Consider the following 16,245-nt stretch of genomic DNA (forward strand, 5'->3'; position numbering starts at 1 on the left):
CTATAGCGGGGAACGAGGCGAACGAGGTCCATGCCAGAACGATTGGCCGCATCCCTGTCCAACCGGACGCTGCTTGAGCGCGGGTTAAGAAAAGTGCTGCGGCCGATCGCCAGAGCGATGATCGCGCATGGGCTTCCGCTGGCCTCGGGCGTTGCAATTCTCAAGGAGGTTCTGGTCGATGTGGCCGAAAGCCGGCTCGAGAACCGGAAGACGCCGTCCGATAGCCAAATCTCGGTTCTGACCGGTGTCCATCGCAAGGATGTCCGATCCATCCGCGATCAGGCCCGCGACAAGGATGCCGAGGCCCGGCCCCATCTTGTGAGCACCGTGATCGGCCTCTGGCTCGCCGATCCGAGGACGCTCGACGAAAAGGGTCAGCCCCGCCCGCTGCCCCGCCTCCATGGCAAGCCGGGCGAAGCGAGCTTTGCCCGGCTCGTCGAGGAACTCAGCAGCGATATTCGGCCAGCCGCTGTGCTGGAGGTGATGATTGCCCAGGATCTTGTGGCGCTCGATGAGGTCACCGATACCGTCATCCTCAAGGCTGATGCCTATGTCCCGGGGGAAGACCGCGCCGCTCTTTATGATTTCTGGACAAGAAATCTTCACGATCACCTCGAGGCAGCAACAGCCAATGTGCTTGCCCGAAACGGAGACCCGCTCTTTTTTGAACGGGCGGTCTTTTATGATCATCTGAGTTCTGGATCGATTGCGGCGCTCGATCACAAAACCCGCGAGGATGGGATGGCGCTGCTCCGGCGGATCAACAAGGAGGCGCGCAGCCTCCAGGATCTCGATCGCGCCAGCGACCAGGCAAGGCACCGGTTCCGGTTTGGCATGTTCTTCTTTTCTGAAGCGATGGCCAATCTGGCCCCTGATCCCCCGGGCGAACCAGACACGGAGGGCGAGGAAGAAAAGGGTTCAGCCGCGCCCCCTCGGCCGGCCCGGGATCCTGCCCAATTCGGGAGCCAAGTTACCGAAAGCCAGGTCACCGAAAACCATAGGACCGAGCCGCTTCCGGCTTCGACGTCCCCGGATCTCACCTCCTCGGATCTTACTTCTTCTGATCTCACCTCGTCGGATCTTCCCTCGTCCCGCCCGACGTCTTCTCGCCAGACGTCTTTACCCCCCCGTTCGCCCCCCAGGAAGGCGCCCGATCATGGCTCTTGTTGATCATCCTGTGCCCCAGCCCCGCCCATTCTTGCGTTTGCGCTTGCGGGAGGCATCGGTTCCTATCCTCTCGGGCTTTTTTCTCTCGGGGCTTGTCCTCGCGTGTTTAGTCCTCGCGCGCTTAGTCCTCGCGCGTTTAGTCCTCGCGCGTTTGGTCCTCGCGCGTTTTGCTTTCCCGGGTCTTGTGTTCTTGGGTCTCGTCCTTGTGGGTTTTGTCCTCCTGGGCGGGCTCTTGCCCGCGAAAAGCCAGACGCTAACCCCGCCGGTCCGGTTGGCGGAAGCGGGGCAGCATAGCCGTGATGGCGGGATTGGCGGCACGGGCATGGTCTTTGGCACCATCGACAGCCTGGGCTCGATCATCGTCAATGGTCTTGCCATTCAAACACCAGGAGCAAGGCTCGGAACCTATCCTGAAGGACTGGGCGAGCCCGGGCCGCATGCCGCGCGGCTTGTCCCGGGCGAGACGGTTTTTGTTCGGTTCGAGCGACAGGCCAATGGCCTTCAGGCCCGGCAGATCATCCGCTTTTTCCCGCTCTCGGGCCCGATCACATCCGTACGCCCGGGCGAAATCACCGTCATGGGCACGCGGGTGATGGTGCCGGCAGGAACCGCGATTGTCACGGAGGCGGGACAGGCGGCTGCCGCGAGACCCGGCGTGACGGTGCGGATCAGCGGGCTCTGGCAGGATGGGGTCGTTGTTGCGAGCCGGATCGTCCTTGCGCCCCGGGCACCCGCAAGCCTCACCGGTCAGGTCAGACCCACGCCTCGAGGGCCCGGGATCGGCGCGACGCCGATTGCCTTTCAGGCAAGGCCGGCCATCGGACGGTTCGCCAGCCTTGTTGGCACCTATCGCCACGGCCGGCTCGTCCCTCGCGCCATCCGGCACGATCTTCCCTTGGGCCTTGCACGCGCAAGGACGCCGCTCGCTGTCCAGGGCTATCTTGCCCGAGATTTTTCCGGGCCTGGCTTTCATCTCTCGGGCTTCGGGCTTCCCATGAACCCCGCTTCGCCCGTTGCCCGAACGACGGGTCAACGCGCCCTATTCATCGGGACAGCCAGCGGAAGCTTCCTGATGATGAACCGGGTCGCCATTTCCCCGGAAAAGGATCAACGCCTCACCGCGCTCACGGCGCTCCCCGCAGACGCCCTGCCCGCGCCCTGGCAGGATATCTACCGGCAAGGGCAGGCGCGCCCGCGCCGGGTGCCTTAACGTCGGAGGATAATCGGGCTGAAGGCAAGAGGATGCGGGTCCAGCTGCGTCCTCTTTTTTGGAGGCGGGCCGCCGGTCATGCCGAAGATATCGCCCGCGCGCCCGAACCATTCACCCACCCGAAGCCCCATTCGCCCACCCAAAGCGCATGACCTCCATGCGGCAGAGCGCACCCGTGATCAAGAATTCGCCGATCCCGTCCGGACACGTCGCTGCCCAGAAATGGCCCCTGGTTTTTGAGCTTTGGCTTGTGGCCTGCGCCCCAGGCCTTGAGCCTGCGGTCCGGGCCTTTGGCCTTCGGCCGGCCGATGCAGGTCGCGGCGCGGGCGGCGACGAGCGCATGTCCTTAGAACCGAAGTCTCTGACGCTGGCCCGGACATGCCGGACCGAACCAGTGGATGTCAGGATCCCCACCGCCAAATGGCACCCGAGGCGCCAGTTGACGCTCCCGTATCGCCCCGTCACATCTTGCCTTGCACGATCCAAGCGCCTGCGCGTTTGATCGGGAGAAGCATCAGGCGCCGGACGGAGGTCTTGAGACATCCGCGTCGTTCATTGAACCCGATCGCGTCATCGTCGAGCGCATGGGGGATTTTGCCTTACACGCCGATGATCCTGGACGCGCCAATAATCCCAGAGGCAGCAACGCAACGCTGGACGTCCGTTAACGAGAAGGGCTGAACCCAAGACCCCGTACCGAAGACCCCGCCATTGCCAATTCCGGTGCATGGCGAGGCTTCCAAGACGCATCATGGGAGCATAACGCTTCCATGCGATGTCGTGCCGATCCATGACTGGATCGTTCCGCGCCAGCTGCCCGAAAATCCACCCGCCGGAGAGGGGCGCGCGTCAGCACGCCTTTTATTCTATTCCGTATCGTGAAGGCGAAGACTGTTCAGAGCGTTCAGTGCGTTCGCCTTTACCGCATCATGGATCGCCGGAGGAAAGCCCTTTGGCAGGATGGCTTCCAGCGCATCAAAGGCCTTTGGTGTTTGCGTGATGATCTGGTCAATGCAGGCAAGGATATTGGGTTTTGCCATTCCGCCCGCGATGCCGGATTGAAGGAAATGACGGCCGACAATCTCCTTCATCCGGTAGTGCTTGTTGTCGCCGACCGACATGGCCAGATTCATCTGCTTCGGATGAATCTGCCCAGCCTCCAGGCTCGGCAGTGCCGTCAGCACATCATAGAAGGGCGTCATGCGGAATTTTCCGCCTGGCGTCAGGAAAATGCTGACATTCTTGCCGTGCCCGTCGGTTGCTCCCATCAGCCAGAACAGGATCTGCGCTTTGAAAAAGTCTTGCTGATCCTGTTCTGGTGTGTCGCTGGCCTGAAGGAGTTTCAGGATGCCGACGATGCTGGGGCCGCCCTGGTTCTGGTATTTCACACTGGGCGGGATGCTGAGTGCCTGGCAGGTGTCCTCCTGCGGTAAGCGGATCAGAAGATTGTTTTTCGTCCAGCGGCGATCGAAGCGTTCGATGACCAGCACTTTCTTGTCGCCAAATGTCTCGATCGTGCAGGCATTGGTCTGAAGCCCGAATTGTTCGAGCAGCTTCAGGCAGTAGAATTCATTTTCGACGCTGTTTGAGAGGTCAATGCCGTGTGGCAGCTGGCCGATTTGTGGTTTGAAAAGGTGGGTGGTCGGTGTTGTGCCCGTCGGCTTTTTCCACTGGCCCTTATGGAAAAGCAGCGCCGTTTTTTCCTGAGCGCCCGCGACAGAAATCCGGAAATCATCATCCGCGTCGAGGCCCAGAGGTGCCCGCGCCAGATTGTTGATGGTGGCAGCGATCTCGTCTTCTGTCAGCGCTTCCGCCGTGATGATGCCGGTTGGTGTTTGCTGCTGGCCTTCGGGCAGGAATTGCAGCGCACCCACGCAGTCGCGTCCAATCACGGAGAGCAGGCTGTAGGCATCTGTCCCGCGCGCGCCGAGATTTTCTGCGACGCGGCGACGGATCGGCTCTGAGTCTGGCAAGAGGTTTTCAAAAACGGCCAGCACAGGCGCGCCGACGAAAGGTGTTTCGCGCAAGGGCAGGGACAAGGAAACCGGGATTGCCGACGGAAAGGCAAGCCAACCCTGATCGTAAGCGAATGAAGTTGCGCCTGCTGCATCCTTCAGCAATTGACCAACCAGGCGGTTATTGAGGTAAACGTCCAGAGGCGTGTTTGCGCGGCGACGGCTCATGAAAAAATATCCGCGATGTCTTCGGCGCAGCCCTTGCTGCGCGGGACGATGAGCAAGTCCAAATCAAGTGCTGCCAGCAAAGTGCAGAGGGTGGCGATTTTGGTCGCATCGGATCCGCTCTCGATTTTCGAAATCGTTTCTTGCCAAAGATTGGTTTTTTCGCCGAGCTCAGCCTGACTCAGGCCTTTCAGTTTGCGAACGCGGCGGAGCGCGTCTCCCATCTGCTTCGGGGTGCGGGCAAGGGTTTGCATCCGTGTCTCCTCGTTTTAATTATATCGGTGAGATCATATTTTTGCAATATAACATTTGGATCATAATTCTGATTTATGAGATTTAGCGTTTTTCGAGCGGCCTGAATCGGCAATCCGAATGCTCAAATGCAAAATCGCAAGGCATTGGAATGTCACGTGAAATTTTGAATCAGACTCTTAGACCCGAGAGCTTGGGAGGTGCTCCAGTGGATTTTCCACCAGGATGCTCAGAGCTAACTGCTCAAAGTGCTTGGTGTTTGCCGTGAGGAGGCAAAGGTGGTGTCGTTGGGCAGTCGCAGCAACCAATATATCGGCCAAGCCAGGATTTCGACCCGTTGCCGTCGCCTGGTCGGCGAGATCGCCGGCCAAGGTTGCCGTGTGCACCTCCACGGGGAGGATGCAGTCGCCGTAGTTTGAGATCAAACGATCAAACCAGAGTGAAAGGTCATCTGAGCGGCCTTGCCCACCTGAGCGACGAAGCTTGCTGATGCCGGCGCGTATCTCGGCTACCGTAATTGCCGATAGAAAGAGGCTGTCGGTGTTCTTGCGAATCCAAGCCGCCAGCTCTGAACTGATCCTGGGGCCGCCGTCCTCTTTTGGGGCAAGCAGGCTGACGATGTTCGTGTCCAGCAGCCAGCCTCTCAAAGGTCAACCTCACGCATAGGAGTTTGATCGCGCTCGATCTGAAGTTCGTGCGGCATGGAAAGGAGCAGATCGGCAAAGCTTGGCTTGGTGTCGGGGAAGATGCGCCGTCCTTCCTCGATAGGAACGATCATTGCCGCCGGGCGACCGTGCTTGGTTACGACAGTCGGTTCCCCTTGGGTAGCCGCTTCAACGACGGCGGAGAACGTCGCCTTGGCATCTCGGAGGTTTAGCGTTTTCATTTTCGAGGCCCCTCGGGAGAATGTGACTACATGTAGTTATTTTAGAGAATCGTGTCTCCCATTGCAATTGCCCGATAGCCATCGAGAGTTTGCGTTCGGTGGACAGTCGGTGAAGTCGGGAGCGTCAAGCCCTTGGACTCGCTGGGAGTCGGGCGGGCCGATGAGGGATGTTTTTATGTCGAACGGGTCGTAAAGGAGTCGGCGAGTGGCCGACTATCGATCCGATGCGGAGCTGAAATGGTCTCCAGGAAGTAAGCGGAGCCAATTTTGTGGCGGCTTCGATTTGCCAGCGACTCGGCGTGATGATTCACGCCTTCTATGGCGCCCCTCACGCCCGATTCGGTAGCGTCTCTTTCGGTCATCGAGCTTCACGCACTCGTCGTCGATTTGATTGGCGCGGTCCGGGGCCTGCGTTCCGAGAACGAGGCGCTGCGCGCTGGGAACGAAGAGTTGAGGGCGGCCAATATCGCGCTGAAGGCGGAGGTTCTCTCTCTCTGGGACGAGGTCGCGCGGCTGAAGGGGCTGCCGCCACGGCCACCGACGAAGCCGCCGCGCCGCTCGGGCATGAAGAAGAAGGCCGGCAAGGTCGGGCGCCCACCGAAGTGGCGCAGGCGCGGGCCGAAGCGTGACGCCGAGCGCGCTGATCGCGAGGTGACGCTGAAGCTGGAGGACGTTCCTCCGGGCTCGCGCTTCCAGGGCTACCATCCGATCACCGTACGCGATCTCATCGTTACGCCGCGGGTCACGCTTTATTGGCAGGCCCGGTGCCGCGCGCCGAGTGGCGAGACGCTGGTCGCGCCCCTGCCGGCGGGTGTATTCGGCGGCTTCGGGCCGAACCTAGATGGGGTATATCGGCGGTTCGTCCTGGGTCGTGCATGTTCAGGGGCAGGTGACGACGGAGCGGTTGTCGGCGATGCTGTCAGGGATCGGCGTCGAGATCTCGAACCGCCAAGTGCGGCGCGACAGTCAAGCTGAGACACGTCTCACCCAGATTGTCGCGCTACAGCCAAGTGGTCCGTCTGATCTCCGCCGATCTCGGTGATCGCCTACCCCGCGCAGGCGTGGTGCCCGAACTCGCCCTTCTTGTCCGGCAGAACGCAACGGACTGACCGCCACAAAATCTGCCCCAGTTACTGGTCTTCTTGATTCCGACATTTGCCTCGCGATCTCCTTAGCTGGGATGCAAATGTCGGAATCAGACCCCTAGGTTTGCATTTCGCGCTGATACTGGGCGAGGACACCCCGCAAATATTGCCCATAATCGCTTTTCCCGAGCGCCTCGGCGAGGGCGCCAAAGGCATCGGGGGAAATAAATCCTTCCTGAAAGGCGATTTCCTCCGGGCAACAGATCCGGACGTTCTGCCTGACCGCCAGCGCACGGACAAAATTGGTTGCATCGGCGAGCGAGGGCGGGGTTCCGGTATCGAGCCAGGCATAGCCGCGGCCAAGACGGATGACGTTCAGCGCCCCCTTTTCGAGGTAATGGCGATTGACATCGGTAATCTCATATTCGCCACGGGCCGATTTCGGGATCGAGGCCGCGATATCCACCACGGACGGGTCGTAGAAGTAGAGCCCCGTCACCGCCCAGGGCGATTTTGGCGCCTGGGGCTTTTCCTCGAGCGAGATCGCCCGGCCATCATGATCAAATTCGACGACGCCGTAGCGTTCGGGATCGGCAACATGATAGCCAAAAACCGTGGCACCATGCTTGACCCTGTCGGCCTTTTTCAGAAGGTCTGGCAATCCTGCGCCATAAAAAATGTTATCCCCCAGGATCAGGACGGCCGGTGCACCGGCCAGAAAGTCCTTGCCAATGGTAAAGGCCTGGGCGAGCCCGTCGGGGCTCGGTTGCTCGGCATAGGAAAAACGCATCCCCCAGGCCTGCCCGGTTCCGAGAAGCCGCTGGAAAGCGGGAAGATCCTGCGGCGTCGAGATGATCAGGATCTCGCGGATGCCTGCCATCATCAGGACCGAAATCGGGTAATAGATCATCGGCTTATCATAAACCGGGATCAATTGCTTGGAGAGGGCCAGGGTCATGGGATGAAGGCGTGTGCCGCTCCCTCCCGCCAGCACAATCCCTTTTCGTTTTGTCATGAAGGCCTCACTCGTCATTTCGATCCTGCACGTCGTTGATCTTGAACGTTTCGGATCTTGCACGTCTCTAATCTGAAACGTCTCGGATCTTGCACGTCTTTGATTCTGCATGCCCTGTTTCGGGCAATTACGGCTTCGTTGTTACGGGTTCCTGGTCCGGATGGCGATCTTGGACATGCAGACGCCGAGGCTTTCGTACCAGGGGGGGAGCATGGTTTTAAAGCTGCCCTCGAACTTGCCCGTATCAAGACGGGAATTGGCAGGCCGCCGCGCCGGTGTCGGGTAATCGGCCGTCAGGATCGGCCTGACGCGCGCGCCCTTGAGGTTGTGGCGGCGGGCAAAGGCATAGATCGCCTCGGCAAAACCAGCCCAGGACGTATCGCCCCGCCCGGCAAGATGATAGATCCCGGGAGAACATCCTGCCTGGCTTCGCGTGACCAAGGCTGCGGCTTCAAGAAGCGCAAGCGCGAGGTCCGGCGCATAGGTTGGGGAGCCGAATTGGTCGGAAACGATGGTGACTTCCTCGCGCTGGCTCGCCAGGCGCAACATGGTTTTGACAAAGTTCTGGCCTTCAGCATCGTAAACCCAGGCCGTCCGGAAGGTGTAGGCGCCCGGATGAACCCGGTGGATGGCTTCCTCGCCAGCAAGCTTGCTTTTCCCGTAGACCGAGAGAGGACCCACAGGATCCTCTTCGCGGTAGGGCCGGGCCCCATCCCCGGGAAAAACATAATCGGTTGAGAGATGAAAAAAGGGCAATCCCCGCTTCTGAGCCCAGGATGCGATCCGCGCCGGGCCGGTGGCATTGAGGGCATAGGCCGCGTCCTGTTCCGTTTCGGCCCGATCAACGGCCGTGTAGGCCGCGGCATTGATCACGATCGTCGGCTCAAAGGCTTCAAGCGCGGTCACGTCAGGGTCATCGGCGCCAAGATCAAAGCGCGGTCGACTAAAGCTTGCCAGAGCGCCAATCCTGGGATCCCGGAGCGCAGAAAGCGCCCGTGCCACCTGTCCGGATTGGCCAAGTACAGCAATTCTCATGGCATCTTGCCTCATGACATCTTGCTCATTTCTGTCTGGCTCGCTTCAGACTTGATCGGTTCAGACTTGGTCGTTTCAGACTTGATCGTTTCAGACTTGATCGTTTCAGACTTGGCCATTCCGGATTTGGTCAAAGACCCACCGGACAAAGTGCCCCTTAAAAGGAAGCCCCTTGAAAAGAGGGCCCCTTGAAAAGAGGGCCCCTTGAAACGACGTGCGGCTTCCGATGGATCACGGGCGCGATGGCGCCGCGTTTCTTTGGTGCTCGAGAGCGCCAGGCGGGGAGAAGCGACAGGGCGTACCCCAATGGGCGCCCCCGACATCCCCTTCCCGTCGATCCGGAGGAAACCCTCGCTATTCACGCCCGCCACCAACCTGGCCGAGACGCTCGCCGGCATAAACCTTCTCGCGCAAGGGGCGCCACCACCATTCATTCGCAAGATACCAGTCGATGGTCCGGATAATGCCGGTCTCGAACGTCTCGAGCGCGCGCCAGCCCAATTCGCTTTCCAGCCGGGTCGCATCAATCGCATAGCGCCGGTCATGACCCGGCCGATCCTTGACATGGGTGATCAAGTCGCGATGGGATGTCTCCCTCGGGCGGACCTTGTCGAGATAATCGCAGATCGTTCTGACGACATCGATATTGGCCCGCTCGTTGCGCCCGCCAATATTATAGGTCCGGCCGATGTCCCCGCGCTCGAGAATGAGATGGAGGGCGCGCGCATGATCCTCGACATAAAGCCAGTCCCGGATCTGCTGACCATCGCCATAAACCGGCAAAGGTTTGCCGTGAAGGGCATTGAGGATCATCAGCGGGATAAGCTTTTCGGGAAAATGGAAGGGGCCGTAATTGTTCGAACAATTCGAGATGAGCGCCGGAAAGCCATAGGTCCGCGTCCAGGCGGTCACGAGATGGTCGGACGCCGCTTTCGAGGCCGAATAGGGCGAACTTGGATCATAGGGGGTGGTCTCGACAAAGAGTCCCTCGGCCCCGAGCGAACCATAGACTTCATCAGTTGAGACATGAAGGAAGCGAAACGCGTCCCGATCTCCGTTCTTTTCTTGAACCCAATAGGCGCGCGCGGCCTCAAGCAACTGGAATGTGCCAAGGATATTGGTCTTTATGAAGGCTTCCGAGCCATCAATCGAGCGATCGACATGGCTTTCAGCGGCCAGATGCATGACCGCATCGGGAGCAAATGTCCGGAACGCCAGGTCAAGCGCAGCGCGATCACAGATATCGGCACGAAGATGGGCGTAATGGGGGTGGTTGTCGATGCTTGAAAGCGACCGGAGATCGCCGGCATAGGTGAGTTTATCAAGATTGAGGACCTGACAATCCCCACGAAGGACAAGGTAGCGACAAAGGGCGGAGCCAATAAAGCCCGCCCCGCCCGTCACCAGGATTTTTTTCATGGGTGTTCCTTCCCGTCACAGCAAACTTAAAAGAGAGGCGGCAGGTCTTTAAGACGTGGCAGGGCCGCATCCTTGGCCGAAATGGTCAGGGCCTCCCGCGGGAACGGCCACTGGATCTGGAGATCGGGATCATCAAAGGCAATGCCGGCATCATGCTCGGCACTATAGGGCGCTGTGACTTTGTAGAGAAATTCGACATTCTCGGTCAGCGTACAAAAGCCATGGAGAAAGCCGGCCGGGACCCAAAGCTGGGTCCAGTTCTCTGCCGAGAGTTCGACGCCCAGATGCTGGCCAAAGGTTTTGGATCCGTGCCGGATATCCACAATGACATCAAGCACCGCTCCGCGCGTCACGCGGACAAGCTTCCCTTGCGCGCGGGGGGCTTTCTGAAAATGAAGCCCGCGCAAGGTTCCGCGCGGGCCGGAGAGCGAGTGGTTATCCTGGACAAAGGTGATGCCGGGGATCGCTGCCGAAAAAAGGTCATGCCGGAAGACTTCCGAGAAAAATCCGCGGGGATCACCATGTCGAACGGGGTGGATCAGGAAGGCGCCATCAAGAGAAAGGGGTTCAAAACGCATCGTGCACTCGCCTCAACTCAACCATCAAAGTTTTCTTCTGCGTTGAAGGATCGCAAGAATGATCCCCAGCAGGACGGTAAAAAGATGTTACTCTTGGCCGAAGACGTTCAACCGCTCCTGGCGATGATGCCGCTGTAATGCGCAAGATAAATTCCCCAGCGTCTCACAGGCTCACCCGCATTCTCCTGAGTGACGATCGAAAAAAAAGCAAGCACGATGAAAACCAAAATGAGCTCAACCGGTCATCCCGATAACCTCGCCGATTGTTGCAGCCCGTAATCGCGCCTCGTTCGTGATGGCGGCCGCCCCAACAGCCGTCCCGTTGGTGAGCCGGCTTCTTTTTTTCCCAAGAGACGAACTAGACTGGCCTCCAGCGAAAGCTCCCTACCGAGAATTTTGCTGCCGAGAACTCGCTGGCTCTTCAACGAAGCACCACTGGAACGCTTGGATGCTCACTCGAGCGTTTTGGCGATAGCGAAAAACGTCAGGAAGAGCCAGAACAGGGAGAACCAGAAGGCAAGAGAAAGCCAGGCTTTCCGGTAGGGGGAATGCTTGACGGCCCTGCCCTCTGCTCGAGACGCCCACTTACCCGACGTCTTCTTGGCCCGATGTCTTCTTGGCCCGATGTCCCCCTGGCCCGATGTCTCCTTGGCCCGATGTCCCCCTGGCCCGATGTCCCCTCCCCGTCTTCCCTTCCCCGTCTTCCCCCGCAAGGCCCGGCAGCGGCCAACCATTGATCATCATCGCCGACCGCTTTTCATGCTCGGTTCAGGACCATCATGCGCCGGATCGGACAGCAGGCTCGACAACCCGCCAATCCATCGCGATCGAGCTCGAAGACATGGTCTTCGTGAAGGACGGGGCTCTTCATGAGGGAGAAGACCCCGCATCAGGGACGGGGCCACGCCCCATGGCAGGACCCGCATGAAGGCCGGGCCGCACAAAAACCTCGCTGCAAAAAACGCAAAGCCAAGCAAGACCGCCCTCCTAAAAAAATCGAATCTCCTCCCCCAAGTGAAGGAGGAAAGCGGGCCATCAAGAATGATAGGGCTTTCGGCATCAGAAGCGGGTGAAGCTCAGCCTCGCCTCTTCGATTGGTCGGCGAAAGAGTGTCACCGGGGATTTTTCGATCCTTAACAGGATAAGGATAAACCCTTGCGCGAATTGGTCTTTTTGTCCGGCGGGCCCGCCGAAGGCTAACGGGACCTGTCGCCAATCGCCGGGTCGGTTTCGACCGCCGATCGCATGGCGCCCAAAAATTCGGCACGCTGCCTCGCTTAAGATCGCGCGCTGCCTGTTATTCAGCCAGAGTGTCACAAAAGCTTCATTTTTACTGCCGCCCCTGAGCGTCGCACGGTCATTAAGCTTTTCAACGCGTCGATCTTCAGTGGGGGATTTGAAAAAAAATTGCGCCGATTTTTGCCGAAACGCTTCGTTAACCATATTTATCTTTGTTTTTATTGGGTTTTTCGCTCTTCTTGAATTATTCCACCGCATCATTTTTTTACTGGACACGGCATCGCCTTCTGTGCCATTTAGCATTTGATTAGGGTTACGGGGTGGTAAACCAGTAAAACCCTAGCTTAAATTTGGAGTGAAAGTCATGGCGCTGACATATGGCGGTTCAGAGGGCTCGTTTACGACGAGTGATCTTTCGTCCAACCTCGAGAGCACGGTGGGTGCGAGCCTCGCCCAGCAGATCCTGGCGACACTGAACAATCTTGGTGGATTGAGCGACGATCCCAACGCTGCGGCGCCGACCACGGTTTCGGAATATACCGGCGGCGCAATTCCGGAAGATACGGCCATCCTGGCTTTCGACCCTTCGGTCAGCGGTGACGTTGTTGTCCCGGACGTGCCGGTCGTGATCTTCTCCGGGACCGGCGGCGTGGCAACCGTGATCGACAGCACCAAGACCGGGGTTGCGGTTTTTGGCGCCGGTGACGACACCGTGACGGCGACGGGTGGAAGCGCGGCAACCTTCGATCTTGGCTCGGGCGACAACAAGCTTGACGCCTCGGAAGCCAGCGGCCCGCTCGATGTGACGGTCAGCGGCGGTAACAACGATATTGATGGCGGTCTTGGCGCCGACACCTTTAACATCAACGGCGGCGGCGGCTCCTTTGACGGCGGTTCGGGCTTTGATGCTGCCAAGTTTGATGGCGAAGCGAGTGAATTCGATGTCGCTTTCGATGAAGCGACCGGCAAAGTCACCGTGACCAACAAAAGCTCGGGCGAAACGAGCGTTGTTGAAAACACCGAATATCTTAACGTTGCCGGCAAAATTGTTGTCGTGGTCAATAGCGAAGATCAGGCGACCGCAGCGACCCTGTTCGAAGCGATCCTCGGCCGCGCCTCGGATCAGGGCGGTGCCAAGGCCTTCACTTCGGCGGCCAAGAACGGCGCTGATCTCTCCCAGCTTGCCGAGACCATGCTGACCTCGCAGGAATTTGCCGCGAAGAATGGCGGCAAGACGGCTGACCAGCTCTCGAATGATGAGTTCATTGCGGCGATGTACCAGAACCTCTTCGACCGCGGTCTGGATAGCGGTGCGCAGAACTGGATCAACGCGCTCAATGCCGGTGTGCTCACCAAGGCCCAGGCCGTGGTTCAGCTCGCGAAGTCGCTCGAATCCGACATCAAGACCGACGATACGATCAAGGTCACCGACAAGACGATCACCTGATCCTGATTGGGGTGTCGATACGAGAAAAGGCGGGGCCGAGCCCCGCCTTTTTTATTGGAGCCAATCCTGGCCCGGAAGCCAGATCCCGTTCTTGAGTTCCTCCGCCCGAAGGATCCGGTGTTCGAGGCTTTCGGAAAAGCCCACCAAGGCATCTTCCCGGGCAAGTCCCTGGTTCAACGCAAGAACCCAATGGTCGATTTCCGCGTCGCCGGCTTCCCGACCAAGAACGTTTTCATAAAGTTCGCCAACGAATTCGGCATGGGTCACATTGGCCCCGTAGCGGATCTCGAACTCGTCCGAATGGACAAACCCGCGCGCCAGGGTCTCGAGCGACTGGCCGGTCATCGCGACTTTGGTCCAGTGCACGAGGCCCATCTCATCCGGATCCCGGCCAAAGGTCGCTTCATAAAGCCGGTAGATCTGGGCCGCTTCCGAATCCATGATATCAAAAGTCAGAAGCCCGTCCGAAAAGGCGAAGACCTCGACATCCCGGACCAAATCCTCGTCCTCTCCGGTCGCGATGATCCATCCCTCTTCCACCGTTTCGAAGGTCACGGCCTCGCGGGCCAGCCGATAGATCGCTGTATCCTTGCCAAGCCCCCCTTCGATCTTGTTCGAGCCCAGCCCACCTTCGAGGTAGTCATCCCCCGAACCACCCAGAAGCGTGTCATCGCCCCGGCCGCCGACCAGAAGGCCGCCCTGGTCATGGGCGGTCAGATGATCATCCCCGTCCCCGGCAAAAGCCGCCTCAATCCAGGTCTCCTTCAAAAGGATGAGCTTTTCGCCGTCGATCCGGCTTTCGCTCCGCGCCGAGAGGTCGATCACAAGATCGCTCGAAACCGCGGCCAGATTGAGAATGTCGTAGCCCTCGTCATCGGCAAGTTCAGCCCGGCTGGCGTCGAGTTTGACGAGTTCGGCAAAGTCATTGGTAAAGACATAGACCGTGTCGCTGGTTTCCTCCGCCCCATAAAGATAGAGCGAACCGCCATGGAGCATGCCGGCCCCGCCCGGCGCCCGGTCCTCGATCGTAACCGTCCAGGTGCCTTCACTGAGTTCACCTCGGAAGGCATTGCTCGAAAACGACCAGGTCGGCAGCTTTCCCGAATAGCCAGGCTCATCCAAGAGCAGGCTTTTCGTCCCGTCCGGTGAAACGAGCGTGATCACAAGATCGCTTGCCCGGTCATGGGTAAAATCCAGATCGAGGACGATCTTTTCAACCGACATCCCGCTCTCGACCGTGAAGGTGAGCGAGCCGCTCCGGAAATTATCGATATATTGATGCGCGGTCGGTCCTGTCCCTGCTTCCTCGACGCTGAGTTCATTGGCCGAGCTCTTGCCCGACAGCCAGGTTTCGGCCAACCGAACGGCGGCTGTGGCATCAACAAGGCCAAAGCCAACATCATTGGAAAACCGAAGGCCGCCTCCGTTCCAATGCGTCGCGCCATTGGTCGTGGCACTGATGGTCTTGGAGCCTTCAAGATCAAGCTGGCGGGCCGAGAGCGCCAGGATATCCTGCACATCGCGCCAGGCAAGATGCGGATTGGCTTCGAGCATCAGGGCAATGACGCCGGAAACCTGCGGCGCGGCTGCAGAGGTCCCGCCGAAATTGGGATTGATATCGCCCGATTGCGCGCCATAGCTCCCGGATGTATCGGACGTTGTGATCCCCTTTTTGCCCCCCGAAGAGGGGGCCGAAATAAAGAGGCTGGCGCCGCCTGTCGTATACTGCGCCCGTTCGCCCAGATCCGTGACCGCGCCAACCGCGATCGCATAGCGCGAACTCGTCATCAGCGAGGCATTGGTATCCGCGCCGAGCGCGCCGGAATTGCCGGCAGCGAAAACGAGGATCGTTCCAAGCCCCTCGCGCCCGTTGACCGCCGCCTCTTCGAACGTCGCATGAAAGTTCTGCCAGGCCGTCGTGCCGGCCCCATCATAAAAGCCGGTTTTCCAGCCCCAGGAATGATTGGCGATATCATAGTCGACCATCGCCTTGAGCTGGGTTGTCATCTGGCCAACCGAGCGGTTGAAGATCGGCAAGCTCGTCAGCTCGGCTTCCGGTGCCACGCCGAGCGCGCCGCCCTCCCCCGATCCGCCGATGAGGCCGGCGACAGACGTGCCATGATAGCCCGATCCGGTCTTTTGCATGGCCGAACGATCAGCTGCGCTCAGCCCCAGGGTCGGCATGGCTTCGCCATTTTTCACCAGCGCTGCAACGCTTGTATCCACCGCTTCATCGACCACGAGGACACGGGCCCCCGCCCCGCGATAATCTTCCCAGGCCGCCTCGATGTTGAGATCGATCCCGGCTTTACCCCCGTTCTGACCCTCATTGGCGAGATGCCATTGCTGGGATTTCGGCGCAAGGCTCTGCCTCTCGAGCGCCTTTCCAGATTGATTTAAGTCTTCGGTAAGATCAAGAATACGGTTGATGATCATTTGTCCACCCCTGTTGTTGGGCGGACAATGCAATTCATAGCGTATAGGAATTCAGAAAAACTACAGTTGCGATTTTCTGAACATCAATTGCAGTTTTTATTTACCAGCATGCTTCAATTGAATTTTCAATGCGCGCTTTGCCTTTTATTAATTTTAACATGGGGTGATTTTCGGAGGATTTTAACTACACCAAGTGCTTATTAGAATTTTCGGCGTTGCACCATTCTAACGGCTGACCTGCCACTGAGTTGTCATCCAGCGGCGATTAGAGCCTCGGCGGGTTTTACGCCTTGTGG

At 59.0% G+C, this 16,245-nt stretch carries 14 protein-coding genes; 4 read left to right on the forward strand and 10 right to left on the reverse strand.

The window, feature by feature from the left end; translation table 11 throughout:
• Positions 1 to 30 precede the first annotated feature (30 nt).
• Together P0652_RS18320 and P0652_RS18325 are read left to right on the forward strand one after the other, a co-directional pair.
• A complete protein-coding gene (locus P0652_RS18320; protein WP_284180344.1) occupies positions 31 to 1,170 on the forward strand; it encodes a DUF6502 family protein in 1,140 nt (379 codons plus the stop codon).
• A gap of 229 nt (positions 1,171 to 1,399) precedes the next feature.
• Positions 1,400 to 2,377: a DUF5666 domain-containing protein gene (locus P0652_RS18325; RefSeq protein ID WP_284180345.1), complete on the forward strand. Its 978-nt coding sequence runs from the start codon at positions 1,400 to 1,402 to the stop codon at positions 2,375 to 2,377.
• An 866-nt stretch (positions 2,378 to 3,243) separates the two neighbouring features.
• Here the strand turns inward: P0652_RS18325 and P0652_RS18330 are convergent.
• The 4 genes from P0652_RS18330 to P0652_RS18345 all read right to left on the reverse strand — a co-directional run bounded on the left by P0652_RS18330 (position 3,244) and on the right by P0652_RS18345 (position 5,695).
• Positions 3,244 to 4,560, reverse strand: coding sequence for a type II toxin-antitoxin system HipA family toxin (locus P0652_RS18330; protein ID WP_284180346.1), 1,317 nt, complete (start codon positions 4,558 to 4,560; stop codon positions 3,244 to 3,246).
• On the reverse strand, positions 4,557 to 4,811 hold the full coding sequence (locus P0652_RS18335) for a helix-turn-helix domain-containing protein (protein ID WP_284180347.1): 255 nt from the start codon (positions 4,809 to 4,811) through the stop codon (positions 4,557 to 4,559). Before P0652_RS18335 ends, P0652_RS18330 begins: the two co-directional genes overlap by 4 nt.
• Positions 4,812 to 4,988: 177 nt before the next feature.
• Entirely contained in the window at positions 4,989 to 5,456 is a 468-nt protein-coding gene (locus P0652_RS18340) for a type II toxin-antitoxin system VapC family toxin (protein ID WP_284180348.1), read from the reverse strand.
• Positions 5,453 to 5,695: a type II toxin-antitoxin system Phd/YefM family antitoxin gene (locus P0652_RS18345; RefSeq protein ID WP_284180349.1), complete on the reverse strand. Its 243-nt coding sequence runs from the start codon at positions 5,693 to 5,695 to the stop codon at positions 5,453 to 5,455. Before P0652_RS18345 ends, P0652_RS18340 begins: the two co-directional genes overlap by 4 nt.
• Positions 5,696 to 6,013: 318 nt before the next feature.
• Between P0652_RS18345 and P0652_RS18350 the strand changes: the two genes are divergently transcribed.
• Positions 6,014 to 6,670, forward strand: a complete 657-nt coding sequence (locus tag P0652_RS18350; RefSeq protein ID WP_284180350.1) for a hypothetical protein — start codon at positions 6,014 to 6,016, stop codon at positions 6,668 to 6,670.
• Positions 6,671 to 6,898: 228 nt separating this feature from the next.
• Here the strand turns inward: P0652_RS18350 and rfbA are convergent, their stop codons facing one another.
• The 5 genes from rfbA to P0652_RS18375 form a co-directional block, all read right to left on the reverse strand.
• Complete coding sequence (gene rfbA, locus P0652_RS18355) at positions 6,899 to 7,795, reverse strand: glucose-1-phosphate thymidylyltransferase RfbA (RefSeq protein ID WP_284180356.1); 897 nt, start codon at positions 7,793 to 7,795, stop codon at positions 6,899 to 6,901.
• Between the two features lie 141 nt (positions 7,796 to 7,936).
• Positions 7,937 to 8,830 carry a dTDP-4-dehydrorhamnose reductase gene (rfbD, locus tag P0652_RS18360; protein ID WP_284180351.1) on the reverse strand — a complete coding sequence of 298 codons (894 nt, stop codon included), beginning with the start codon at positions 8,828 to 8,830 and terminating at the stop codon, positions 7,937 to 7,939.
• A 354-nt stretch (positions 8,831 to 9,184) separates the two neighbouring features.
• Positions 9,185 to 10,249, reverse strand: coding sequence for a dTDP-glucose 4,6-dehydratase (gene rfbB / locus P0652_RS18365; RefSeq protein WP_284180352.1), 1,065 nt, complete (start codon positions 10,247 to 10,249; stop codon positions 9,185 to 9,187).
• Between the two features lie 26 nt (positions 10,250 to 10,275).
• Entirely contained in the window at positions 10,276 to 10,827 is a 552-nt protein-coding gene (gene rfbC / locus P0652_RS18370) for a dTDP-4-dehydrorhamnose 3,5-epimerase (protein WP_284180353.1), read from the reverse strand.
• Between the two features lie 1,059 nt (positions 10,828 to 11,886).
• The gene (locus P0652_RS18375) at positions 11,887 to 12,342 is read right to left on the reverse strand and encodes a hypothetical protein (RefSeq protein ID WP_284180354.1); all 456 of its coding nucleotides are present in this window, start codon (positions 12,340 to 12,342) and stop codon (positions 11,887 to 11,889) included.
• Positions 12,343 to 12,430: 88 nt separating this feature from the next.
• Between P0652_RS18375 and P0652_RS18380 the strand changes: the two genes are divergently transcribed.
• Positions 12,431 to 13,513, forward strand: a complete 1,083-nt coding sequence (locus P0652_RS18380) for a DUF4214 domain-containing protein (RefSeq protein ID WP_284180357.1) — start codon at positions 12,431 to 12,433, stop codon at positions 13,511 to 13,513.
• Between the two features lie 51 nt (positions 13,514 to 13,564).
• Here P0652_RS18380 and P0652_RS18385 read toward each other — a convergent pair whose 3' ends face one another.
• Positions 13,565 to 15,949: a S8 family serine peptidase gene (locus tag P0652_RS18385; RefSeq protein WP_284180355.1), complete on the reverse strand. Its 2,385-nt coding sequence runs from the start codon at positions 15,947 to 15,949 to the stop codon at positions 13,565 to 13,567.
• Positions 15,950 to 16,245 lie beyond the last annotated feature (296 nt).

The sequence above is a fragment of the Rhabdaerophilum sp. SD176 genome (assembly GCF_030143245.1).
Classification (GTDB): domain Bacteria; phylum Pseudomonadota; class Alphaproteobacteria; order Rhizobiales; family Beijerinckiaceae; genus Rhabdaerophilum.